This is a genomic window from Mesorhizobium sp. WSM3626 (assembly GCF_000513935.1).
Taxonomy (GTDB): domain Bacteria; phylum Pseudomonadota; class Alphaproteobacteria; order Rhizobiales; family Rhizobiaceae; genus Mesorhizobium; species Mesorhizobium salmacidum.
On sequence record NZ_AZUY01000007.1, the window covers coordinates 1 to 19,997 of the forward strand.

The 19,997-nt window shown below is 63.0% G+C and carries 16 protein-coding genes; 2 read left to right on the plus strand and 14 right to left on the minus strand.

Going from position 1 to position 19,997, the window contains the following annotated elements; translation table 11 throughout:
* Positions 1-226: 226 nt before the first annotated feature.
* From ugpC to M653_RS0107430, 5 genes are all read right to left on the minus strand, one after another.
* Positions 227-1,339 (minus strand): sn-glycerol-3-phosphate ABC transporter ATP-binding protein UgpC, encoded by a 1,113-nt coding sequence (gene ugpC, locus M653_RS0107410; protein WP_027142758.1) that lies wholly within the window; start codon positions 1,337-1,339, stop codon positions 227-229.
* Between the two features lie 29 nt (positions 1,340-1,368).
* Positions 1,369-3,033, minus strand: coding sequence for an alpha-glucosidase (locus tag M653_RS0107415; protein ID WP_027142759.1), 1,665 nt, complete (start codon positions 3,031-3,033; stop codon positions 1,369-1,371).
* 4 nt (positions 3,034-3,037) lie between these two features.
* Positions 3,038-4,192, minus strand: a complete 1,155-nt coding sequence (locus M653_RS0107420) for a carbohydrate ABC transporter permease (protein ID WP_027142760.1) — start codon at positions 4,190-4,192, stop codon at positions 3,038-3,040.
* A gap of 1 nt (position 4,193) precedes the next feature.
* Positions 4,194-5,207: a sugar ABC transporter permease gene (locus M653_RS0107425; protein WP_027142761.1), complete on the minus strand. Its 1,014-nt coding sequence runs from the start codon at positions 5,205-5,207 to the stop codon at positions 4,194-4,196.
* A 176-nt stretch (positions 5,208-5,383) separates the two neighbouring features.
* On the minus strand, positions 5,384-6,739 hold the full coding sequence (locus M653_RS0107430; RefSeq protein WP_027142762.1) for an ABC transporter substrate-binding protein: 1,356 nt from the start codon (positions 6,737-6,739) through the stop codon (positions 5,384-5,386).
* Between the two features lie 363 nt (positions 6,740-7,102).
* Here M653_RS0107430 and M653_RS0107435 point away from each other — a divergent pair, with 363 nt between their 5' ends.
* Together M653_RS0107435 and M653_RS0107440 are read left to right on the plus strand one after the other, a co-directional pair.
* Positions 7,103-8,125 carry a substrate-binding domain-containing protein gene (locus M653_RS0107435; protein ID WP_027142763.1) on the plus strand — a complete coding sequence of 341 codons (1,023 nt, stop codon included), beginning with the start codon at positions 7,103-7,105 and terminating at the stop codon, positions 8,123-8,125.
* Between the two features lie 166 nt (positions 8,126-8,291).
* Positions 8,292-8,945: a hypothetical protein gene (locus tag M653_RS0107440; protein ID WP_027142764.1), complete on the plus strand. Its 654-nt coding sequence runs from the start codon at positions 8,292-8,294 to the stop codon at positions 8,943-8,945.
* Between the two features lie 41 nt (positions 8,946-8,986).
* On the opposite strand, the gene M653_RS0107445 is transcribed toward M653_RS0107440, so the two are convergent.
* The 9 genes from M653_RS0107445 to M653_RS0107485 all read right to left on the minus strand — a co-directional run bounded on the left by M653_RS0107445 (position 8,987) and on the right by M653_RS0107485 (position 19,977).
* The gene (locus tag M653_RS0107445; protein ID WP_027142765.1) at positions 8,987-10,423 is read right to left on the minus strand and encodes a S8 family serine peptidase; all 1,437 of its coding nucleotides are present in this window, start codon (positions 10,421-10,423) and stop codon (positions 8,987-8,989) included.
* Positions 10,413-11,081, minus strand: a complete 669-nt coding sequence (locus tag M653_RS0107450; protein WP_027142766.1) for a hypothetical protein — start codon at positions 11,079-11,081, stop codon at positions 10,413-10,415. Before M653_RS0107450 ends, M653_RS0107445 begins: the two co-directional genes overlap by 11 nt.
* Positions 11,078-11,644: a sigma-70 family RNA polymerase sigma factor gene (locus M653_RS0107455; RefSeq protein WP_027142767.1), complete on the minus strand. Its 567-nt coding sequence runs from the start codon at positions 11,642-11,644 to the stop codon at positions 11,078-11,080. Before M653_RS0107455 ends, M653_RS0107450 begins: the two co-directional genes overlap by 4 nt.
* A 181-nt stretch (positions 11,645-11,825) precedes the next feature.
* Positions 11,826-12,665 carry an alkaline phosphatase family protein gene (locus M653_RS0107460; protein WP_027142768.1) on the minus strand — a complete coding sequence of 280 codons (840 nt, stop codon included), beginning with the start codon at positions 12,663-12,665 and terminating at the stop codon, positions 11,826-11,828.
* Positions 12,666-12,785: 120 nt separating this feature from the next.
* The gene (locus M653_RS0107465; RefSeq protein WP_027142769.1) at positions 12,786-14,441 is read right to left on the minus strand and encodes an ABC transporter ATP-binding protein; all 1,656 of its coding nucleotides are present in this window, start codon (positions 14,439-14,441) and stop codon (positions 12,786-12,788) included.
* On the minus strand, positions 14,441-15,265 hold the full coding sequence (locus M653_RS0107470) for an ABC transporter permease (RefSeq protein ID WP_027142770.1): 825 nt from the start codon (positions 15,263-15,265) through the stop codon (positions 14,441-14,443). The genes M653_RS0107465 and M653_RS0107470 overlap by 1 nt, the downstream gene beginning before the upstream one ends.
* Positions 15,266-15,274: 9 nt before the next feature.
* The gene (locus M653_RS0107475; protein ID WP_027142771.1) at positions 15,275-16,234 is read right to left on the minus strand and encodes an ABC transporter permease; all 960 of its coding nucleotides are present in this window, start codon (positions 16,232-16,234) and stop codon (positions 15,275-15,277) included.
* Positions 16,235-16,250: 16 nt separating this feature from the next.
* The gene (locus M653_RS0107480) at positions 16,251-17,837 is read right to left on the minus strand and encodes an ABC transporter substrate-binding protein (protein WP_027142772.1); all 1,587 of its coding nucleotides are present in this window, start codon (positions 17,835-17,837) and stop codon (positions 16,251-16,253) included.
* Positions 17,838-17,991: 154 nt separating this feature from the next.
* Positions 17,992-19,977, minus strand: a complete 1,986-nt coding sequence (locus M653_RS0107485; RefSeq protein WP_027142773.1) for a CocE/NonD family hydrolase — start codon at positions 19,975-19,977, stop codon at positions 17,992-17,994.
* Between the last annotated feature and the right edge of the window lie 20 nt (positions 19,978-19,997).

The window sequence follows — 19,997 nt, forward strand, 5'->3', positions numbered from 1 at the left end:
TTTGCCAGTGGCCAAAGCCAAGAACCGGCTTCGCCTGAGGCCCAAGAACCACCCGGTGTGCCTCCTGCGCCATCCCGTCAAATTATCCTGACACCANAATCGCAAATCCATTCAGTCCCATAAAACAAAACCCCGCCGAAATTCGACGGGGGTTTGTCAGCAGTCTGAAGAGAGCGGCGGGCTTACCCGCCGCTCTCTTTTTGCGTTGTCGAGACAGCTTGTGGTCTCAGGCGGCTTTGGCTTCCGCTTCGTGCAGGGCGAACGACCGTTCATCCGCATCGAAGATATGAAGGTCGCCGGCATTGGCGGTCAGCCGCAGCGTCGAGCCGCGCTTGACCTCGACATTGCCCGGCAACTTGGTCACCAGCGGCAGGTCGGCACGGCCGATGTCGATATAGACCAGCTGAACCTCACCGAGCTGCTCGAGATAATCGACCGTCCCCTCGAACAGATAATCGCTACCACTGGCGATCGCGAGATCTTCCGGCCGCACGCCGAAGCTTACCGCCGCTCCTTTTGCCGAAGCAGGCGTCCCGATCGGTACCGTCGCCTTGCGGCCGCCGACATGACTGACGATGGTCGGATTGCCCGTCTTGTCGACCGTCGCCGGCAGGATATTCATGGCCGGTGAGCCGATGAACTGGGCGACGAAGAGGTTGCCGGGGTTCTTGTAGAGCTCCATCGGCGTGCCGACCTGCTCGATGTGGCCATCCTTCAGCACGACGATGCGGTCGGCCAGCGTCATCGCCTCGACCTGGTCGTGCGTGACATAGATCATGGTCGTGTTGGGCATCGATTCCTTGAGCTTGGCGATCTCGATGCGCGTGGCGACGCGCAGCGCCGCGTCAAGGTTCGACAGCGGTTCGTCGAACAGGAACACTTTCGGATTGCGCACGATGGCGCGGCCGATGGCGACACGCTGGCGCTGGCCGCCCGACATCGCCTTGGGCAGGCGGTCGAGATATTTGGTCAACTGCAGGATCTCGGCTGCCTGCCGTACCCGCTTGTCGATCTCGGCCTTGCTTTCCTTGCCGATCTTCATCGAGAAGGCCATGTTGTCGTAGACGGTCATGTGCGGATAGAGCGCATAGGACTGGAACACCATGGCGATGCCGCGCTTCGACGGCGGTACGTCGTTGACCACCTGGCCGTCGATCCTCAGTTCACCCGAGGTGATTTCCTCAAGCCCGGCGATCGAGCGCAGCAAGGTCGACTTGCCGCAGCCCGACGGGCCGACGAAGACGATGAATTCGCCCGATTTGATGTCGAGGTCGATGCCGTGGAGAATGTTGAGATTGCCGTAGGACTTCTTCACTTGTCTCAAATTGACATCGGCCATTGATTTCCTCCAGTGATTCCTCAGATGTTTCAGCCTATGCGTCCGAACCAGGCGTCGTAACCGCCGAGTTCGACCGAACCGGTGCTCGCCTGCCCGGAAAACCCGTGTCCCGCCAAAGGTTGCAGGGTTCGGTTGCCGAGGTCAACCTTCGCCGGCCTGGCGCCCAGATTGAAAACGCAGACGACCTCCTCATTGCCCGCCCGGCGGGTGAAGGCGACGGTGTCGCCCTCGCTTTCGATGAAGGTGATGTCGCCCTTTGCCAGCGCCGGATGGGCGCGGCGGAAGGCGAGAAAGCGCCGGTAATGCTCAAGCAGGGAGGTCTCGTCGCCTTGCTGCACATTGACCGCCTGTGACAGATGCTTGGCCGGCACCGGCAGCCAGGGGTTTGCCGCGGAGAAGCCGCCATTCCTGGCGCCGCCATCCCACACCATGGGCGTGCGGCAGCCGTCGCGTCCTTTGAATTCCGGCCAGAAGCGGATGCCGTAGGGGTCCTGCAGGTCCTCGAAGCGCAGGTCGGCCTCGCCGAGCCCGAGTTCTTCGCCCTGGTAGATGCAGACCGAGCCGCGCAGCGACATCAGCAATGCCGAGATGACCTTGAGATAGGCGGACGGGTCGGCTTCGTCGGCGGCCCAGCGCGAGGCCGGGCGCATCACGTCATGGTTGGAAAACGCCCAGCACGACCAGCCGTCGCTGGCCACCCTGCCAAAGGCTTCCAGCACCGAGCGCACTTTGGCGGCGCTGATCTTTTCCGGCGCCAGGAAGTCGAAGGAATAGCACATATGCACGCGCTTGCCGCCGGCGGTATAGGCGGCGACCACGTCCAGCCCGCGCTGCGAATCGCCGACTTCGCCGACCGCGGCGGTCGCCGGATACTCGTCGAGCAGCGCCCGGAAGCGCTCGAGGAAAGCGAGGTTCTCCGGCCGGCTCTTGTCGTAAATATGATCCTGGTAGTTGTAGGGGTTGACGGCCGGCGCGGTCTGGTCGTTGCGCTCTTCCGGCGGCAGCGGTGGATTGTTTTCCAGCCCCTGGCTGTGGAAGTAGAAATTGATGGTGTCGAGACGGAAGCCGTCGACGCCGCGCTCCAGCCAGAAGCGGGTGACGTCGAGCAGCGCGTCCTGGACTTGGCGGCTATGGAAGTTGAGGTCGGGCTGCTCGGCCAGGAAATTGTGCAGGTAATATTGCTGGCGGCTGGTGTCCCATTGCCACGCCGAGCCGCCGAAGATCGACAGCCAGTTGTTGGGCGGCGTGCCGTCGGGCCTTGCGTCGGCCCAGACATACCAGTCGGCTTTCGGATTGGTGCGGCTCGAGCGACTTTCCACGAACCAGGGATGGATATCGGCGGTATGCGACAGCACCTCGTCGATCATCACCTTGAGACCCAGCCGGTGCGCCTCCGCCGTCAGTGCGTCGAAGTCGGCCAGCGTGCCGAACATGGGGTCGACGTCACAATAATCCGAGACGTCGTAGCCGAAATCCTTCATTGGCGATTTGAAGAAAGGCGAGATCCAGATGGCATCCGCGCCAAGGGCGGCAATGTAGGGCAGCCTGCCGGTGATGCCCTTGAGGTCACCGATGCCGTCGCCGTTGGAGTCCTGATAGCTGCGCGGATAGATCTGGTAGATCACCGCGCCCCGCCACCAGTCGCGGTCGATGGCGGGGTCTGGTTTCGAAGTCGCCTTCAAAGCCGATTGCATTGTTTCAACCTCCTTTCACCGAGCCGGCCAGCAGCCCGCGGACGAAATAGCGCTGGAGCGAGAAGAAGACGATCAGCGGCACGATGATAGTGATGAAGGCCGATGTCGTCAGGATCTCCCAGTTGCCGCCACGCGAGCCGAGCAGCGCATTGAGCTTGGCCGTCAGCACGATCTGATCGGGCGCCGTTCCGAGGAAAACCATTGCCACCAGGAGATCGTTCCATACCCACAGGAATTGGAAGATGGCGAAGGAGGCAAGCACCGGGAAGGACAGTGGCAGCACGATCTTGACGAAGATTTCGAAATCGCTGGCGCCGTCGATGCGCGCCGATTCCATGATCTCGCGCGGCAGGCCGGCAATGTAGCTTCGAAGCAGATAGATGGCGAAGGGCAGGCCGAAACCGGTATGCGCCAGCCAGATGCCGAGATAGGTCTTGGACGGCACGCCGAAGAACGTCCCGACGCCGTTGTAGAGCTTCAGGAGCGGGATGAGCGACATCTGCAGCGGCACCACCAGTAGGCCGATGACCACAGCGATCAAGAGCGCGCGGCCTGGAAAGCGCATCCAGGCCAGCGCATAGGCGGCAAACGCCGCGATCAGGATCGGGATGACGGTCGCCGGGATGGTGACCGTCAGCGAATTCATGAAGGAGCGGCCGATGCCTTCGGAGAACAGCACGGTTTGATAGTTTTCGGGGGTGAATTTCGGCGGCGCCGACGAGGCGTAGTAGATGCGCTGGCCCCGGTCGCCCTCGAATGCCTTGGGCGAGGCCATGACGAAGCTGCCGTCGGCGTTGAGTTGCAGGGTGACGCCGTCGCCGAGATCGGCTGATGTGCCGGCAGGATACTGCGTCGGTGCCGCCGCCTTGACGCCGAAGGCACTGATGCCGCGCTTGGCCCCATCGCCGAAGATGTTGCCCTGGAGAACGAACTTGCCGTCCTTCTCGACTTGTGTGGAGGCGGCCGGCAGGCGGCCGGCTTCGGTCTGGCTGGAACTGGCGAACGAATTCCACCAGCCCGAGGCGATGATCTGATCCTTGTCGCGTATCGACGAGACGAGGATGCCGAGCGTGGGGATGGTCCAGATCACCACGAAAACGAGCACCGCGATATGGACGCCGAAACGGCTGGCGAAGGAGTTTCCGGTCGCGACGGCCATCTCAGTGCCCTCCCGTCTCTTTGTTGGCCTGGCGGATGTTCCAGATCATGATCGGAATGACGGCGATCATGATGATGATGGCAATGGTCGCGCCGCGGCCGAAATCGCCGCCGCCGCGGAACATCCAGTCGAACATCAGATTGGCCAGCACCTGGCTGTTCCATTGACCGTTGGTCATGGTCAGGACGATGTCGAACACCTTCAGCACCAGGATGGTGATGGTGGTCCATACCACCGCGATGGTGCCCCAGATCTGCGGCACCATGATCTTCCAGAAGATCTGGAACGGATTGGCGCCGTCTATGACCGCCGCTTCCAGTGTTTCTTCGGGGATGCCGCGCAGCGCCGAGGACAGGATGACCATGGCGAAGCCAGTCTGGATCCAGATCAGGATGATCATCAGGAAGAAATTGTTCCAGAGCGGCAGCGATATCCAGACCTGCGGCTGGCCGCCAAAATACTGGATGATGGCGTTGAGCAGTCCGATCTGGATCTGGCCCTCGCCACGATATTCGTAGATGAACTTCCAGATCACGCTGGCGCCGACGAAGGAGATCGCCAGCGGCAGGAAGATCAGGCTCTTGGCGATCGTGCCCCACCATATCTTGTCGGTGAGCACGGCGATGATCAGGCCGAGGAAGGTGCAGGCCGCCGGCACCACCGCCAGCCACAGGATGTTGTTCCGGATGGCGTTTCGCAGATCCGGATCGCGCAGCGCCCACTCGTAGTTGGCGGACCCCACGAAATTCGTGCCGCCGCGGTCGAAGAAAGACAGCCACAGCGTCGCGATCACCGGGTAAATCAGGTAGATGGTCAGGATGATCAGCGCCGGACCCACGAACAACCAGGGCCGCACCAATCCCTGCCGACGCAGATTGTTGATGGCGGCCGTCCCGGACACCCCACGCGAGGGGAAGATCAGGTCGAGCAGTTTGTTGGCGCCCCAGAAATAGGCGACGCAGCCGCCGACGCCGATGATGATGACGAATATTGCCGAGAAAATCTGAGTCGCCATGGGTCCCTCTCCCTGCGCATGACTGGCCAGGCGATGCTGGCGACTGGATACGCCGACTTTCAGTTGTTCGGAACAATCGAAACGCGAAGGCTTCCGGCATGCACCGCCGGTCGGATCCGGGCCGTAGCCCGGATCCAGTAGGAGGATCAGGAAGGATTAGGTCTCGCCGCAGCGGCCTACTTGATTGCGTCCCAGCTCTTCTGGATGTCGGTGGCGACGTCCTGGGCGGACTTGCCGCCGACCAGGTCGATCATGCCGGTCCAGAAGGAGCCGGCGCCCACCTTGCCGGGCATCAGGTCGGAGCCGTCGAAGCGCACCGTCGTGGCGCCGACCAGGATCTCGCCCTGCTTCTTCAACGCATCGCTGCCATAGGCGTCCTTGTTGGCGCCTTTGAAGGGCGTGACGAAGCTCTTCTGCGCCATCCACAATTCATGCGCGAGCGGCATCTGCAGGAACTTGATGAATTCGCGCGACGCCTTGGAATCCTTGGTGATCATCACCAGCGTTCCGGCCACTTCCAGCGGCGTCCCGAGTTCCGGCTTGGAGGCGTAGGGCGGGTAGGGGAAGAAGTCCGCATCCTGGCCAAGCTTCACGCCCTCCGGGAAGAAGGAAGGGATGAACGATGCCTGATGGTGCATGTAGCACTTCGGCGGCACGGTGAAGAGGCCCTTCGGGCTGTCGCGGAAGTCGGTCGCCGCGACCGCCTTGGCGCCGCCGTCGACCATCTTGTCGTCGGTGGCGATCTTGCCGAAGATGTCGATGGCGTTGACCACTGCCGGATCGGTGAACGGGATCTCGTTCTTCACCCACTTGTCGTAGACTTCAGGCGGCTGCGTCCTGAGCATGATATCCTCGACCCAGTCGGTCGCCGGCCAGCCGGTCGCGCCGCCCGAGCCAAGGCCGATGCACCAGGGCTTGCCGCCATCGGCGATGATCTTCTTTTCGAGCTCGGCCAGTTCTTCCTGCGTCTTCGGCACCTTGTAGCCGGCTTCCTCGAAATTGTCGGGCGAGTACCAGACAAGCCCCTTCACGTCGATCTTGTAGGGAAAGGCATAGAAGCCCGGCTTGCCGTCCTTGCCCGTATAGGTGCCGAGCTTGGCCCAGGAGTCGCCGGCGGCGTAATTCTCCTTGACCCAGGTCGCGACGTCGTCGCCGAGCGGGGTCAGCACGCCCTTGGAAGCAAGGTCCTGGATGAGGCCCGGCTGCGGCAGGACGGCGATGTTGGGCGGGCTGCCGGCCTGGGTGTCGATGACGATCTGCTGCTCGTAATTCTCGGACGAGGAATATTTGACCTCTGCGCCGGTGGCCTCGGAGAAATAATCGAGTACCGACCGGACAAGCGCCTCGTCCTCGCCACGCCATGGGCCGAAGATCGACAAGGTCTCACCCTTGAGGTCGACTTTCTTGAGGTCTTCATAATTCGCCCAGTGAAAGTGCTGATCTTCGCCGGGCTTGAACTTCAGTTCGGCCTGCGCGGGCGCGCTCAGGGCGAACGCGGCAGACGCAACGCCCAGCAAAAGCAACTTCTTCATCGGTATTCCTCCCAGTGGGTCACACATACAGGACGGAACCTCCATTCCGCCCGCCGACGCCGCAGGACTGTGACTCACTCGCAAGGGAACCGCAACCTTTCGAAGAGTCTTCCAAAGCGCTTTGGCTTTGCCGATCTCGCCATTGAATCAATCAGGAGTCAAGAGTGCTCGCGAACTAATCGATTTAATTGCCAGCAGCCCGCGCCCGAAGTGTGCGTTGCAACATGCTTTTTTGGCGGTGCAACAGCAATTTCTGTTTCAAAGCGGGCCCCGGCACGCATATGGTCTCTGCGATATGGCCGCATCTCGGGTAGTGTTTGGGGCGATTCAATCTGAAAGCGCTTTGAGGCAGGGAGGCCTCTCGTGAACCTCAAGCAACTCGCGCATATGCTGGCGCTTTCGCAGACAACGGTAAGCCGGGCGCTGAACGGCTATCCCGAAGTCAACGAGGAAACCCGCAGGCGCGTCATGGACGCCGCCAAGCGCCACGGCTATCGCCCCAATCCGAGCGCGCGTCGGCTGGCCACGGGCAAGTCCGGAATGATCGGCTATGTGCTGCCGACGGGTGCCGCGGTCGACATCGACCCCCACTTCGTCGAATTCCTGTCCGGCCTCGGCGACTATGCCCGCTCGCACGAACTCGACCTTGTCCTGTCCCCGACCGACGCCGACGATCAGGAGACGACCTACCGGCGCGTCGTCGCCAACCGGCAGGTCGATGCCGTCTACATCTCTTCGCCCAGGCCCGCCGACCGGCGCGTGGCGCTGGTCAATACGCTCGGCATTCCCTTCATCGTCCATGGCCGCAGCGAGGGCTTGGACTTCGACTATCCCTTTCTCGACATCGACAATGAAGGCGCTTTCCACGAGGCCGCCCGGCTGCTCGTCCAGCTCGGCCACCGGCGGCTGGCGCTGATCAATGGCGACGACGGGGAAACCTTCGCCATTCATCGCGAGCGCGGCCTGCGCCGAGCGCTGGCAGCAAGCGGCCTGACATTGGACGACCGCCATGTCTGCTCCGTAGTCATGACCGAGGAGAACGGCTATCGCGCCGCCCGGCGCCTGCTTGAACAGGACGGCGCGCCGACGGCAATCGCCTGCTCCAGCCTGATCATGGCGCTCGGCGTCGTGCGCGCGGTGCGGGACCTTGGCCTCAGCATTCCCGGCGACATCTCGCTGATCGCCCATGACGACGTCTTTCCCTGGCTGAAGCCGGAGAATTTTTCCGTGCCGCTGTCGACGACGCGCTCGTCGATCCGGCGGGCCGGCGCGCGCATCGCCGAGCGGCTGGCGGCGCGGATATCGGGACTGGAGGAGGGCGCGCGCGGCGAGGTCTGGCCGGTCGACCTGGTGGTCAGGGGATCGGTGGCGGGAGCGCCGGCCTAATGCATGTCGCCCGGAAGTGTCCTCGGTTCCCGGACAACGACATGCATAAAATCAGAAGCTTACAGCAGGTCGGGCGAATCCTATTCGCCGCGACATGCTGTAGGGTCGCCCCAAAACAGAGTGCCCTCTTAACCGCGCACTAGCGCGCTTGTCCCGACATGGCCGGATGAAAATCGATCAGCCAAACGCGGTTTTCGGCCGACGCGGGCGCGAAGCCAGCGTACCGGCTGCCTTGGCTGGCCGCACGGTCGAACCGACGCGCACCATAGGCCATCTTGTGCGTCTGCTTGGCTTAGTGGCGTTCCTGCTCACCGTGGCCGGCGCTGTCTTCTGGACGTTGCCTGGCATCGAAAAAATGAATCTGGAAGCCGGGCGAGCAGAGCGGAGAGTGGTCGAGATCGTCAACCAGCCGATTACGCATCTGCCCCGCTCCGGGCCGGTCTCGGTATTTGCGCCAGGCTGGTTTCACCCGGGCGCCACAACCCCGGACTTCAACAATGTTGATGTCCGTTCCACACAGGAACTCACCCATGAAGGCCATGTCACGTCAGACCTGAACCCCACCGAAATGTTCATCGGAAGTGAACTCGAATTCAACGCCATGACCAAATATTTCTATACCGATCGAACGCTGCCCAAGAAGCGGTTGTCTAACTCGGAAATGATCGAGATCAACGGCCTTTACCGGGTTATTGGCAGCGATGAGCAGGCGGTATTAATGCGATGGCTGGCAATAATCGGTTTGGCTGTCGTCGGGCTTTGTCTTGGAGTCGCGTTGCTTCTGCTATTCCGTCGAACCCGGCAACTGGCGACAGGTTGATCGGCCGCAGATCGACGAAATCGACGCCTGAAGCGAAAAACCTACTCCCTCACGGCCTCGGCCGCCTTAAGATCCAGCAGCCCGTAGCCGAAATCATTGTCGCGCCCCTTGGGCCCGAGATCTCTCGCCGTCGCCGCAAGTGCCTTCTCGATGTCGTTGGCCGAGCGGTCGGGCGTGGCGTGGATGAGGTTGGCGATGGCGCCGCTGACGATCGCCGCGGCAAACGAGGTGCCCGTCACCACGTCCGAGCCGGCGCCGCTCGGTGCCACCATCTCGACGCCCGGCGCCGAGATGAAGACATAAGCGCCGCGATTGGCCTGCGGCATCAGTCCGTCACTGGCGTCGGTGGCCGTCACCGCGATGACACCGTCAAAGGCGGCCGGATAGCCATAGGGCGCCTTCGGGCCGTTGTTGCCGGCGGCGGCGACCAGCACCATGCCGAGCGCCCGTGCATTACGGCAGGCGGTGCCGAGCAGGTCGTTCTTCGGGCCGACGAAGCTCATATTGATGATGCTGACATTCTGGTCCGCCGCCCAGTCGAGCGCCGACAGGATGACGTCCATGGTCGACTTGCCGCCCTCGAAGGCACGCGCGTGGTAGATTTTCGCGCCCGGCGCCATGCCTTCCAGCGGGCCGACGCCGGCAATCAGACCATCGATCGAAGTGCCGTGGTCGCGCTTTTCGATCGGCACGTTCGGCATCGCGTCGAACTGCGCGGCGACGACCCCGGCCAGAGCCGGATTGGTATCGTCGATGCCGGTATCGATGACGGCGACACGCACGTTCTCGCCACTGGCCTGTTTGGCGTCGAGCGCGATACGGTCGAAGGCATAGTTGACGATGCCGGCCGCCTGCTGCAGCGAATAGATATGGTTGGGCTCGCGGCGCTGCGTGCGGCCGTCGGCGGCAAGCTGCGCCAGCACGACGCCGACGGGGCGGCCATCGGGAATGCCGAAACGCACCAGCGTGGTGCCGAGCAGCCGGGACTGGCGTTGCGAGCGCACTTCAAGGCCGAAGGAAGCGGCGATCTGCTGCACGGCTCCGGCATCGCCATCGACGGTCACCAACACCTCGTCGGGTACGAAGTCGCCGGTCACGGCGCGTCGCGACTGGACGGCGATGAGATCGGTCGGCGAGATGATCGGGCCACCGGACGGCGGGCCTGCCTGGTTCCCGGCGGGGGCTGTCGCGGGCTCCGGTCGTGGTGTCGGAACCGGTGCAGGAAGGGCGACCGGGTTGGGGAAGAGGTCGACGATCAAAGCGGGCAGAAAAACGGCGCCGGCCTGGGCCGCACCCGACCCACCCTTATTGCCGCCGTCCTTGACGCAGTCGGCTGCGGTCGCATTGGCCTCGTTGCCGCAATCGATTTTCGTCCGGTCGGGAGTGGCATCGTTGCCCTGCGCGGACGCAGGCAGGGCGGCGATTCTCATCGCCGCCGCCAGGATAGCCGCAAATCGAACGACCGCCTCAACCGCCATCAGCAGGTTTCCTTCCCTCGATCACAGCCTCCGCGAAAGGCTGGGCGGCAATAAGGCCCCGCAGTTTCTCATAGTCGGCGGCTGTCGTCGCCGGAATAGCGAGCCTGAAGACACCGTCGGCGGTCGGTCCGCCGATGATCTTGAGCTTGTTGGCGTCGAGAAAGGCCGCAATATCGGCCATCCTGGCATCCGGCTTGAATTTGACCAGCGCGAACGGCAATTTGGCCAGATCGTCTTGTGCGCCGGCGATCTCGAAATTGCCGCCCTTGCCGCCAGGCTGCACCAGAGACTGGACCGCGATCAAGGCCAGCAGGACCGCGGCCGCCGCCCAGGCGACGCCGACCGGCACCGCCATAAGACGGCCCCAGGCCTGCGCCAGCCAGGACGCGCTTGCGGGCGCTCGAACCGGCCCCGCCTCCGCGTCGAGCGCCTTGGCGAAGCGGCTGAGCGCATCGGCCGGCGGGCGGATCGCCTCATTGGCTGCCGCCGCGCCGGAGAACTCGGCTTCCGCCTCGCCGAGCGCGACAAGTGCCGCAGGATCGGTGGCCAGCCATTCTTCGATGGCTTCCAGATCCGAACCTTCGAGCGAACCGTTCAGGTAGAACGGCAGCAGCGTTTCCATTTCGTCGCGGCGCGACATCTTTTCAGCGGCGCTCATGGCCACCCCCTGTCGTAACCGGCGGCCTTCAAGGCTTCGCCGAGTTTCTTGCGGGCGTAGAACATACGGGTCTTGACGGTCGCGACCGGGATGTCGAGCACCTGTGCGATCTCGGTCACCGATTGCCCTTGATAATAGGCGAGGTCGATCACCGTGCGGTGCTCGTCGGGCAAGGCGTCGATGAGGCGGCGCAAGGCGGCGGCCTTGTCTTCCTTCATGGTGACGACCTCAGGCGTGTCGGCGCTATCGGGAACCGCCGCGGCGGCCTCGTCGTCGATCCAGTCTTCCTTCTTCTTGCGCAGCAGCGAGAGCGCCTTGAAGCGGGCGATGCCGAGCAGCCACGTCGAGACTTCGGAGCGTCCTTCGAAGCTCGGCGCCTGGCGCCACAGTTCGAGGAACACTTCGTTCGCGATATCGTCAGCCATCATTTCCGATCCCGTCTGGCGCGCCACGAAGCGGTAGACCCGCGCGTGATGACGCATGAACAGGAGCCGCACGGCAGCCCGGTCGCCCTTCGCGACCCGGTCGACAAGCGCGCGATCGGTTTCCGTCGCCGCCGTCATGGCCGGTCGAGCCGCCTGGCTCCTGTCTGCTCTGTCGCCGATCGATCCAAAAAGGTTCATCCTCCGCCAAGGAATTCTGGGAGGCTAACCGAAGAGCGGGACGGTTGCCAGAGCATCCCTTCTCGCAGTTTACGGGGAGAAGGTGCCGGCAGGCGCATGAGGAACGGTGCCAGCCACTCAATCAGGAGAGAAAAGCCTTTGCCTTCATCGTCGCCGGCACCGGCACGCCAAGCCGGCTCAGAACCGTTGGCGCCAGTTGCAACTGGTCGAGCAGCGTATCGGCTTCCGGCCCTTCGCCCTGTCCGAAATAATACAGCGCGAAATCCTGCATCTCGTCGTCATGGCCGCCATGGTGGCCGCGGTCGGTCTGGCCGTGGTCGGCGGTGACCATGACCTCGTAGCCGGCCTCGATCCAGCCCGGCAGGAAGGCCGCCAGCATGCCGTCCATGGCGTAGCAGGCATGGTCCATCTCGTGGCAGTCATGGCCGAAACGGTGGCCCATCGAGTCCAGCGTGCAGGTGTGCAGGACACCATAGTCGATGCCGTGGCGCCGGGTGAGCATGGTCAGCGTCGCGAACAGGTCGATATCGCTCGGCGTCATCTGGTTCTTGAGATTATAGCCGGTCATGGTGTGGAAGCGGCCATGCGTGATCGGGCCGTCCGGCTCGTCATATTCCATGTCCTCGACGAGGTCGAACGGGTAGGAGCGGAAGAATTCGGACCAGTAGGAATGGGTGACCGCGCCGGTCTTGCCGCCGGCCTTGCTGACTTCCGAGAAGATGTCGGGCTGCCCGACGCGAAAGCGGTTCTCGTTGGACAGAATGCCGTGCACCTGCGGCGACACGCCGGTGTGGATCGAGGCATAGCAGCAGGCCGAGGTCGACGGCAGCACCGAGCGCATCTTCCACACCCGTGCCCCGCCCGACTGCACCCAGCCTTCGAGATTGCCCATCAGCCGGCGCCAGTTCCGGTAGGGAACGCCATCGAGGATGATCAGCAGAAGCTTGGATTGGATCGCCACGGGCTGCTCCATGCGATTGTCTGTCGGTGGCGTCGATGAGCCGGTTGAAGAAGGGCACGATCAACCCGCCTCCGCCGCGCATCAGCACGGCCGTGTCGTGATAGATCACCTTGCGCTTTGCTAGTTCCCGGCGCTGGCCATGCGCCGCCCCTTGATCGCCTTTTCCAGCCAGCCGATCTCCATTTCCGGAACGGACGACAACAACAGGTCGGTATAGGCATCGAAGGGCGGTGTGAGCACCTTGCTCTTGGAACCGTAGCGCACCACTTCGCCGCGATACATCACCGCGATCGAATCGGCGATCGACTTCACCGTCGCGAGGTCGTGGGTGATGAACAGATAGGCTACGTTTTCCTCCCTCTGCAGTTCGAGCAGCAGCTTGAGGATGCCGTTGGCCACCAGCGGATCAAGCGCTGATGTCACTTCGTCGCAGATGATCAGCTTGGGCTTGGCGGCGAGCGAGCGGGCGATGCAGACACGCTGCTTCTGGCCGCCGGAGAGCTCGGCCGGGTAGCGGTCGACAAAGCCCTTGCCCATTTCGATCTTGTCGAGCAGTTCGGCGACGCGGGCATCGCGCTGCCTGCCGCGCATGCCGAAATAGAATTCGAGCGGCCGGCCGATGATGGTGCCGACGGTCTGGCGCGGGTTCATCGCCACGTCGGCCATCTGATAGATCATCTGCAGCTGGCGCAGGTCCTCCTTCGGCCGGTCGGCAAGCCGGTTGGCCAAGGGGCGCCCGTCGAATGTAACGGTGCCTTGCTCGGGCGGCAAAAGTCCGGTTATGGCGCGCGCCAGCGTCGACTTTCCGGAGCCGGATTCGCCAACCACGGCCAACGTCTGGCCGGGGTAGATGTCGACCGAGACGTTCTTCAGCACCTTGACGTGGCCGCCGCCATAAGCGGCGGTCACGTTCTTGACCGACAGGAACGGCGTGGTGCCGGGTTTTTGCTCGGCATGTTCGATCTCGTGCACCGAAACCAGCGCATTGGTGTATTCCTGCCGCGGTTCCTTGATGATCTGGCGGGTGCCGCCCCATTCGACCAGCCGGCCGTGACGCAGCACCATGATCTCGTCCGAAACCTGGGCGACGACGGCCAGGTCGTGCGTGATGTAGAGCGCCGCCACGTGGGTGTCGCGGATAGCATCCTTGATCGCCGCCAGCACGTCGATCTGCGTCGTCACATCGAGCGCCGTGGTCGGCTCGTCGAAGACGATCAGGTCAGGCTCCGAGCACAGCGCCATCGCCGTCATCACACGCTGCAGCTGGCCGCCCGAAACCTGGTGCGGAAAGCGTTCGCCGATGGCTTCCGGGTTGGGCAGGCTGAGCTTCTTGAACAACGCGACGGCGCGCTTCTCGGCCTCCGCTCGTGTCGCCGTTCCGTGCAGCAGCGTGGCTTCCACCACCTGGTCCATCAGCCTGTGCGCGGGATTGAAAGCGGCCGCCGCCGACTGCGCGACATAGCAGACCTCGCGGCCGCGCAGCTTGCGAAAGTCCTCCTTGCCGCCCTTGAGGATGTCGCGGCCGTTGAGGAGCACCTCGCCGCCGGTGATGCGCACGCCACCACGGCCATAGCCCATGGATGACAGGCCGATGGTCGACTTGCCGGCACCGGATTCGCCGATCAGGCCGAGCACCTTGCCCTTCTCCAGTGTCAGCGAGACATCGTGCACCAGCGTGATGGTCTTCGGCGCCTCACCGGGCGGATAGACCGTCGCCTCGATGCGCAAATTGCGGATGTCGAGCAGAGGGGTGGACTTTGCCTTGCCGTCAGCCATCACCCGCGTCCTCCCTTCAGGCTTGTCGTGCGGTTCAGCACCCAGTCGGCGACAAGATTGACCGAGATCGCCAGCGCCGCGATCGCGGCCGCGGGGATGAGCGCTGCGCCTATGCCGAACACGATGCCGTCCTTGTTCTCCTTCACCATGCCGCCCCAGTCGGCGTCCGGCGGCTGCACGCCAAGGCCGAGAAAGGAAAGCGTCGACAGGAACAGCACTGCGTATATGAAGCGCAGGCCGAGCTCGGAGATCAGCGGCGACAACGCGTTGGGCAGGATTTCACGGAAGATGATCCAGACGCTGCCCTCGCCGCGCAGCTTGGCGGCTTCGACATAGTCCATGACGTTGATGTCGACGGCGACCGCGCGCGACAAACGATAGACGCGCGTCGAGTCGAGAATGCCCATCACCAGGATCAGCGTCACCAGGTTGGTTGGCAGCACCGAGAGCACCACCAGGCCCATGATCAGTGTCGGGATCGACATCAGGAGGTCGACGAGGCGCGACAGGATCGTGTCGAACCAGCCGCCGAACACCGCGGCCGAAAAGCCAAGGATAGCGCCGAGCGAGAACGACAGCGCGGTTGCCAGCACCGCGATAAACAAGGTGATGCGGGCGCCATAGATCATCCGGGACAGCAAATCGCGGCCGAGATTGTCGGTGCCCAGCCAATGCGCCGCCGACATCGGCTCCCAGACATCGCCGACAATTTCGGCGTTGTCATGCGGCGAAATCCATGGCGCGAAGATCGCCGCCAGCACGAATAGTGCCGTCAGGATAATGCCGATCAACGCGGGGATGGGGATGCGTTTGATATCGAGCATGCCCGCCCCCTATTTCGGATGTCGCAGACGCGGATTGGCGACGATCGCCGCTATGTCCGCGATGATGTTGAGACTGATGTAAACGGCGGCGAAGATCAGGCCGACGGCCTGTACCACCGGCACGTCACGCTTGGTCACATGATCGACGAGATATTGTCCCATGCCGGGATAGACGAAAATCACCTCGACCACGACGACGCCGACGATGAGATAAGCGAGGTTGAGCATGACGACGTTGATGATCGGCGCGATGGCATTGGGGAAGGCGTGCTTGCGGATGACGTTGAACGCTGACAGGCCTTTCAGTTCCGCCGTCTCGACATAGGCCGACTGCATGACATTGAGGATCGCAGCGCGCGTCATGCGCATCATGTGGGCGAGCACCACCAGCGTCAGCGCCGTCGCCGGCAGCGCGATCGCCTGCATCCGCTCACCGAACGGCATGCCTTCATAGACGGTCGAGATGCCGGGAAAGATCTGCCACTTCACGGCGAAGAAATAGACAAGCACATAGCCGATGAAGAATTCCGGGAAGGAGGTCGACGCGAGCGCCAAGCCGGAGATCAGCTTGTCGACCCAGCCATTGCGGTAGCGCACGGCGATCAGGCCAAGCGTGATCGCCAGCGGAATGGCCACGATCGCCGCCCAGAAGGCGAGGAACAGTGTGTTCCACAAGCGCGATTTGATCGAGGTCGCGATATCCTGCCCGCTCGACATCGCAGTGCCGAGGTCGCCGGTCAGGACGCCGCCGAGCCAATGGAAATACCTGACATAGGCCGGGTCGTTCAGCCCAAGCTGCTCGCGCAGATTGGCCAGCGACTCCGGTGTCGCCGATTGTCCCAAAATGGCTTGCGCGACGTCGCCAGGCAGGATCTGCGTGCCGGCGAAGATCAGGACCGAGATGGCCAACAGAAGCAGGATGCCCAGCGCAATGCGCTGGGCAATTAGTTTCAGGATGGGTGAAGACATCTCTGCAAAGCCGGACTCAGGCCTGCAGCCAGCACTTCGCCAGGGCGTAGCCGTTCATCAGCTCCTGATGCGGGTCGTCCACCCAGCCATCGACCTTGGCACCGGTGGCGTCGATGAACTGGTTGAACATCGGCAGGATCAGGCCGCCTTCGTCGCGCACCATGACAGCCATGTCGTGGTACATCTGCTTGCGCTTGGCCTCATCGAGTTCGGCACGCGCCGCCAGCACCATCTTGTCGAAATCCGGGCGCTTGAAACGCGTGTCGTTCCAGTCGGCGGTCGACAGATAGGCGGTCGAGTACATCTGGTCCTGCGTCGAGCGGCCGCCCCAATAGGAAGCGCAGAAGGGCTGCTTGTTCCAGACTTCGTTCCAGTAACCGTCGCCGGGCTCGCGCTTGAGCTCGATCTTGATGCCGGCCTTGGCCGCGCTCTGCTGGAAGAGCTGGGATGCATCGACAGCGCCCGGGAAGGCAACGTCCGAGGTCCTGAGCAGCACGGTGCCGTCATGACCTGATTTCTTGTAGTGGAACTTGGCCTTGTCGGGATCATACTTGCGCTGCTCGATCTCGCTGAACAGCGGATAGGACGCGTTGATCGGGAAGTCATTGCCGAGCGAGCCGTAGCCGCGCAGCACCTTGGTCAGCATCTCCTCGCGGTCGATCGCCAGCTTCAGCGCCATCCTGAGGTCGTTGTTGTCGAACGGCGCCGTGTTGCAATGCATGATGAACACGTAGTGGCCGGGGCCTGCGTGGTTGCGGATGGTGACGCCCGGCACGCGCTTGATCAGGTCGACGATCTTCGGCTCGACGCGGTTGATCATGTTGACCTGGCCGCCCTGCAGTGCTGCCGTGCGGGCCGTCGCGTCGTTGATAACGATGACCTCGATCTGGTCGGCATGGCCCATCTTGTCGCCCTGCCAGTAATTGGCGAAGCGCTCGCCGCCATGGCGCACGCCGGGCTCGTTGGTCTTGACCACGTATGGGCCGGCCGAGATGCCGGCATCAGGCTTGTCCTTGCCGCCATTGGGCTGGACGATCAGGTGATAGTCGCTGAGCAAATAGGGAAGATCGGCGTTGGCCTCCTTCAGCGTCAGCACCACTTCCTTGCCGCTGGCCTTGATGGTCTCGATGCCCTTCATATAGCCGAGCGCGCCGGATTTCGACTTCTCGTCCGAATGGCGCTCGAGCGTGGCGGCGACGTCTTCGGCGGTCACGGTCTTGCCGTTGTGGAATTCGACGCCGTCGCGGATCTTCAGCGTCCAGGTCTTCGCATCGTCCGAGGAGCCGATCTCTTCGGCGATACGGTTCTCGAGCTTGCCGTCCGGCGACAGCTCGACGATCAATTCGCCCCAGCACTTGCCGAAAGCGAACGGCACCTGCGTCATCATCAGCGCCGGATCGAGGCTGTTGGTGGATTCACCGCCGACCAGGCCGGCCTTCAGCGTACCGCCCTTGACCGGACCCGCCGCGCGCGCAGCGCTTGAAAGCAGCGCGTTGGCGAAGGGTGCGGCGATGCCGAGCGCGGCCGCCCGGCCGAGAAAATCACGACGGCTCAGTTTGCCCGACGCAACCNGCCGGCTAAGGAATTCCAGTTCATTTGACATTTGAGTTCCTCACTCTGTTGGTTCGACTCTGCGGTCGATTTTCTTGCTTCTTGTTAAAGGGAATAATGACCGCAAGGGAAAGCGGTAAGCAAGACCGAATGCGACATGCCGTGGCGTAAATCGCACGTCGCATTTGGACCAACGGCTTCAGCGCTCAAACCAGCGCGCGCGGGACCTTTTCGTCGAAATCGCGCGCGAAGACGAGGTTTTCACCTTCGTAGGCCTCGATTCTGGCGCTGACGATGAAGTTTTGTGCGTCCGACCGCATCCGGGCCCATGTTTCGGTGCGGACCGACCATCCATTTCGCGACAGGGTCTGCGTCCAGTGTGTTTTCCCAGAGGCTGACAGAGGATCGTCGGGATGGATGGTCCAGGTTTCGCGGGCGATGCTGCCGTTGACCAGGCCGTGGTCGAGATCGCGCACTTCGCCGAAATCATCGGCAATGGAAAGCGTGACGATTCCCGTCTTTTCGTCGCGGTCGACATGGCGTTCGGAATTGGCGGGACGGATCGTCTCGGTCGCCCAGGGCGCGGCCCCTTCGGGCTCGGCGAAAACGGCTTCGTCGCCTGTTGCCAGCAGTCGCAACGGCACCGATAGCGTGGCCTCCGACAAGGTCAGTCGTGCCGGTTCCGGCGAAGGCCAGATCATTGGCCAGTAGGCGGTCGAAACGGCGACGCGCAGACGGTGGCCGGCCGGCACGCGGTAGGCGCATTGGTCGAGCACGACACGCGCCGAAACCGTCTCCCCGGGGACCAGTGCTTCGGGGAATTCATGCGAGTTGCGGTGCGTCAGATTGAGCACGCCATAGGAGATAAGTTCCGAGGCGCCGTCGGGATGCACGTCGCAAAGCCGGACCGCGATGTTGGCCTGGGGCCGATCGGAGGCAAGCAGGACCTCAAGCTCCGGCGCGCCGACGATCTCGATCGGCTTGGTGAGCTCAGGCTGGTCGAAACATGCCGACAGCCCATCGTCAGGGCGCTGATCACCCGGCAATTCCGGTCCGAAGGTGAACGGAAAGTATTCGCCGCCGGCAAGCCCGCAGGTCTGCGGCGAAGCGACGGTTGAAGGCCCTGCATCAGGGGAAATGAGTTCGATCGCTTCAACCGCTATGTTGGACGACGGCCACTTCTGCTCGGCTATCCAGCGGCCGGGCCGCTCTGGATGCCAGCGTGCGGGACGCACGCTGTCCATCACATAAGCGCGATAGTCGGGATCGGCCTCGACGCCGGTCTCGGCGCCCTTCAGCCAGTGGTCCCACCAGCGCAGCGCTTCCTGGAGGAAGCCGATGGCGGGCTTGGGTTCGGCATAGTGCGGGTATTTGTGGATCCACGGTCCGACGATACCCTTGACCGGTGCCTCGATGTTGCTGACGAGGTGCGAGATCGTGTTGCGGTAGCCGTCGTGCCAGCCGCCGATCGACAGCACCGCGGCATGAACAGCGGAAAAATCCTCGCAGATCGAACCGCGCTTCCAATAGGCGTCGCGATGCTGGTGGCTGAGCCACAGCGGCAAAAGGAACGACTGGTTCTCCAGCCGTTTCAGCCACAGATCGCGCCATTTGTCGTCGCCGGCAATCAGCGGATCCGGTGGCCGCGACGAATAGGACAGCATGGTCGAGGCCCAGCCGAAATTCTCGAGCAGCAGGCAGCCGCCCTTGTAGTGGATGTCATCGGCATAGCGGTCGACGGTCGAGCACAGGCTGATCACTGCCTTGAGCGCCGGCGGCTGTTTGGCCGCCACCTGCAGGCAATTGAAGCCGCCCCAGGAAATACCCATCATGCCGACATTGCCGTTGCACCAGGGCTGCGCCGCCGCCCAGGCAATGACATCGCAGGCGTCCTGCAGTTCCTGCTCGGAATATTCGTCGTCCATCAGCCCTTCGGAATCACCATTGCCGCGCATGTCGACGCGGACCGAGGCGTAGCCGTGGCCGGCAAAATAGGGATGGGTAAGCTGATCGCGAAAGATCGTGCCGTCGCGCTTGCGGTAAGGCAGGTGCTCAAGGATGACAGGTACTGGATCGTCGTCCGCATCCTCCGGCATCCACACCCGCGCCGACAGCCGGCAGCCATCGGGCATGACGATGCCCATGTCGGGAAATTCGACGACCTTGCGGGGAAATTCGGTGATGGTTTTCATGGCAGGCATAACGCTCCGCG

What these genes read in the sequence shown, in the direction of transcription:
- M653_RS0107485 (WP_027142773.1), bottom strand. Translation starts at nt 19,977, where the DNA reads ATGAAAACCATCACCGAATTTCCCCGCAAGGTCGTCGAATTTCCCGAC.
- M653_RS0107475 (WP_027142771.1), bottom strand. Translation starts at nt 16,234, where the DNA reads ATGTCTTCACCCATCCTGAAACTAATTGCCCAGCGCATTGCGCTGGGC.
- M653_RS0107425 (WP_027142761.1), bottom strand. Translation starts at nt 5,207, where the DNA reads ATGGCGACTCAGATTTTCTCGGCAATATTCGTCATCATCATCGGCGTC.
- M653_RS0107440 (WP_027142764.1), top strand. Translation starts at nt 8,292, where the DNA reads ATGAAAATCGATCAGCCAAACGCGGTTTTCGGCCGACGCGGGCGCGAA.
- M653_RS0107430 (WP_027142762.1), bottom strand. Translation starts at nt 6,739, where the DNA reads ATGAAGAAGTTGCTTTTGCTGGGCGTTGCGTCTGCCGCGTTCGCCCTG.
- M653_RS0107415 (WP_027142759.1), bottom strand. Translation starts at nt 3,033, where the DNA reads ATGCAATCGGCTTTGAAGGCGACTTCGAAACCAGACCCCGCCATCGAC.
- M653_RS0107470 (WP_027142770.1), bottom strand. Translation starts at nt 15,265, where the DNA reads ATGCTCGATATCAAACGCATCCCCATCCCCGCGTTGATCGGCATTATC.
- M653_RS0107450 (WP_027142766.1), bottom strand. Translation starts at nt 11,081, where the DNA reads ATGAGCGCCGCTGAAAAGATGTCGCGCCGCGACGAAATGGAAACGCTG.
- M653_RS0107420 (WP_027142760.1), bottom strand. Translation starts at nt 4,192, where the DNA reads ATGGCCGTCGCGACCGGAAACTCCTTCGCCAGCCGTTTCGGCGTCCAT.
- M653_RS0107455 (WP_027142767.1), bottom strand. Translation starts at nt 11,644, where the DNA reads ATGACGGCGGCGACGGAAACCGATCGCGCGCTTGTCGACCGGGTCGCG.
- ugpC (WP_027142758.1), bottom strand. Translation starts at nt 1,339, where the DNA reads ATGGCCGATGTCAATTTGAGACAAGTGAAGAAGTCCTACGGCAATCTC.
- M653_RS0107465 (WP_027142769.1), bottom strand. Translation starts at nt 14,441, where the DNA reads ATGGCTGACGGCAAGGCAAAGTCCACCCCTCTGCTCGACATCCGCAAT.
- M653_RS0107445 (WP_027142765.1), bottom strand. Translation starts at nt 10,423, where the DNA reads ATGGCGGTTGAGGCGGTCGTTCGATTTGCGGCTATCCTGGCGGCGGCG.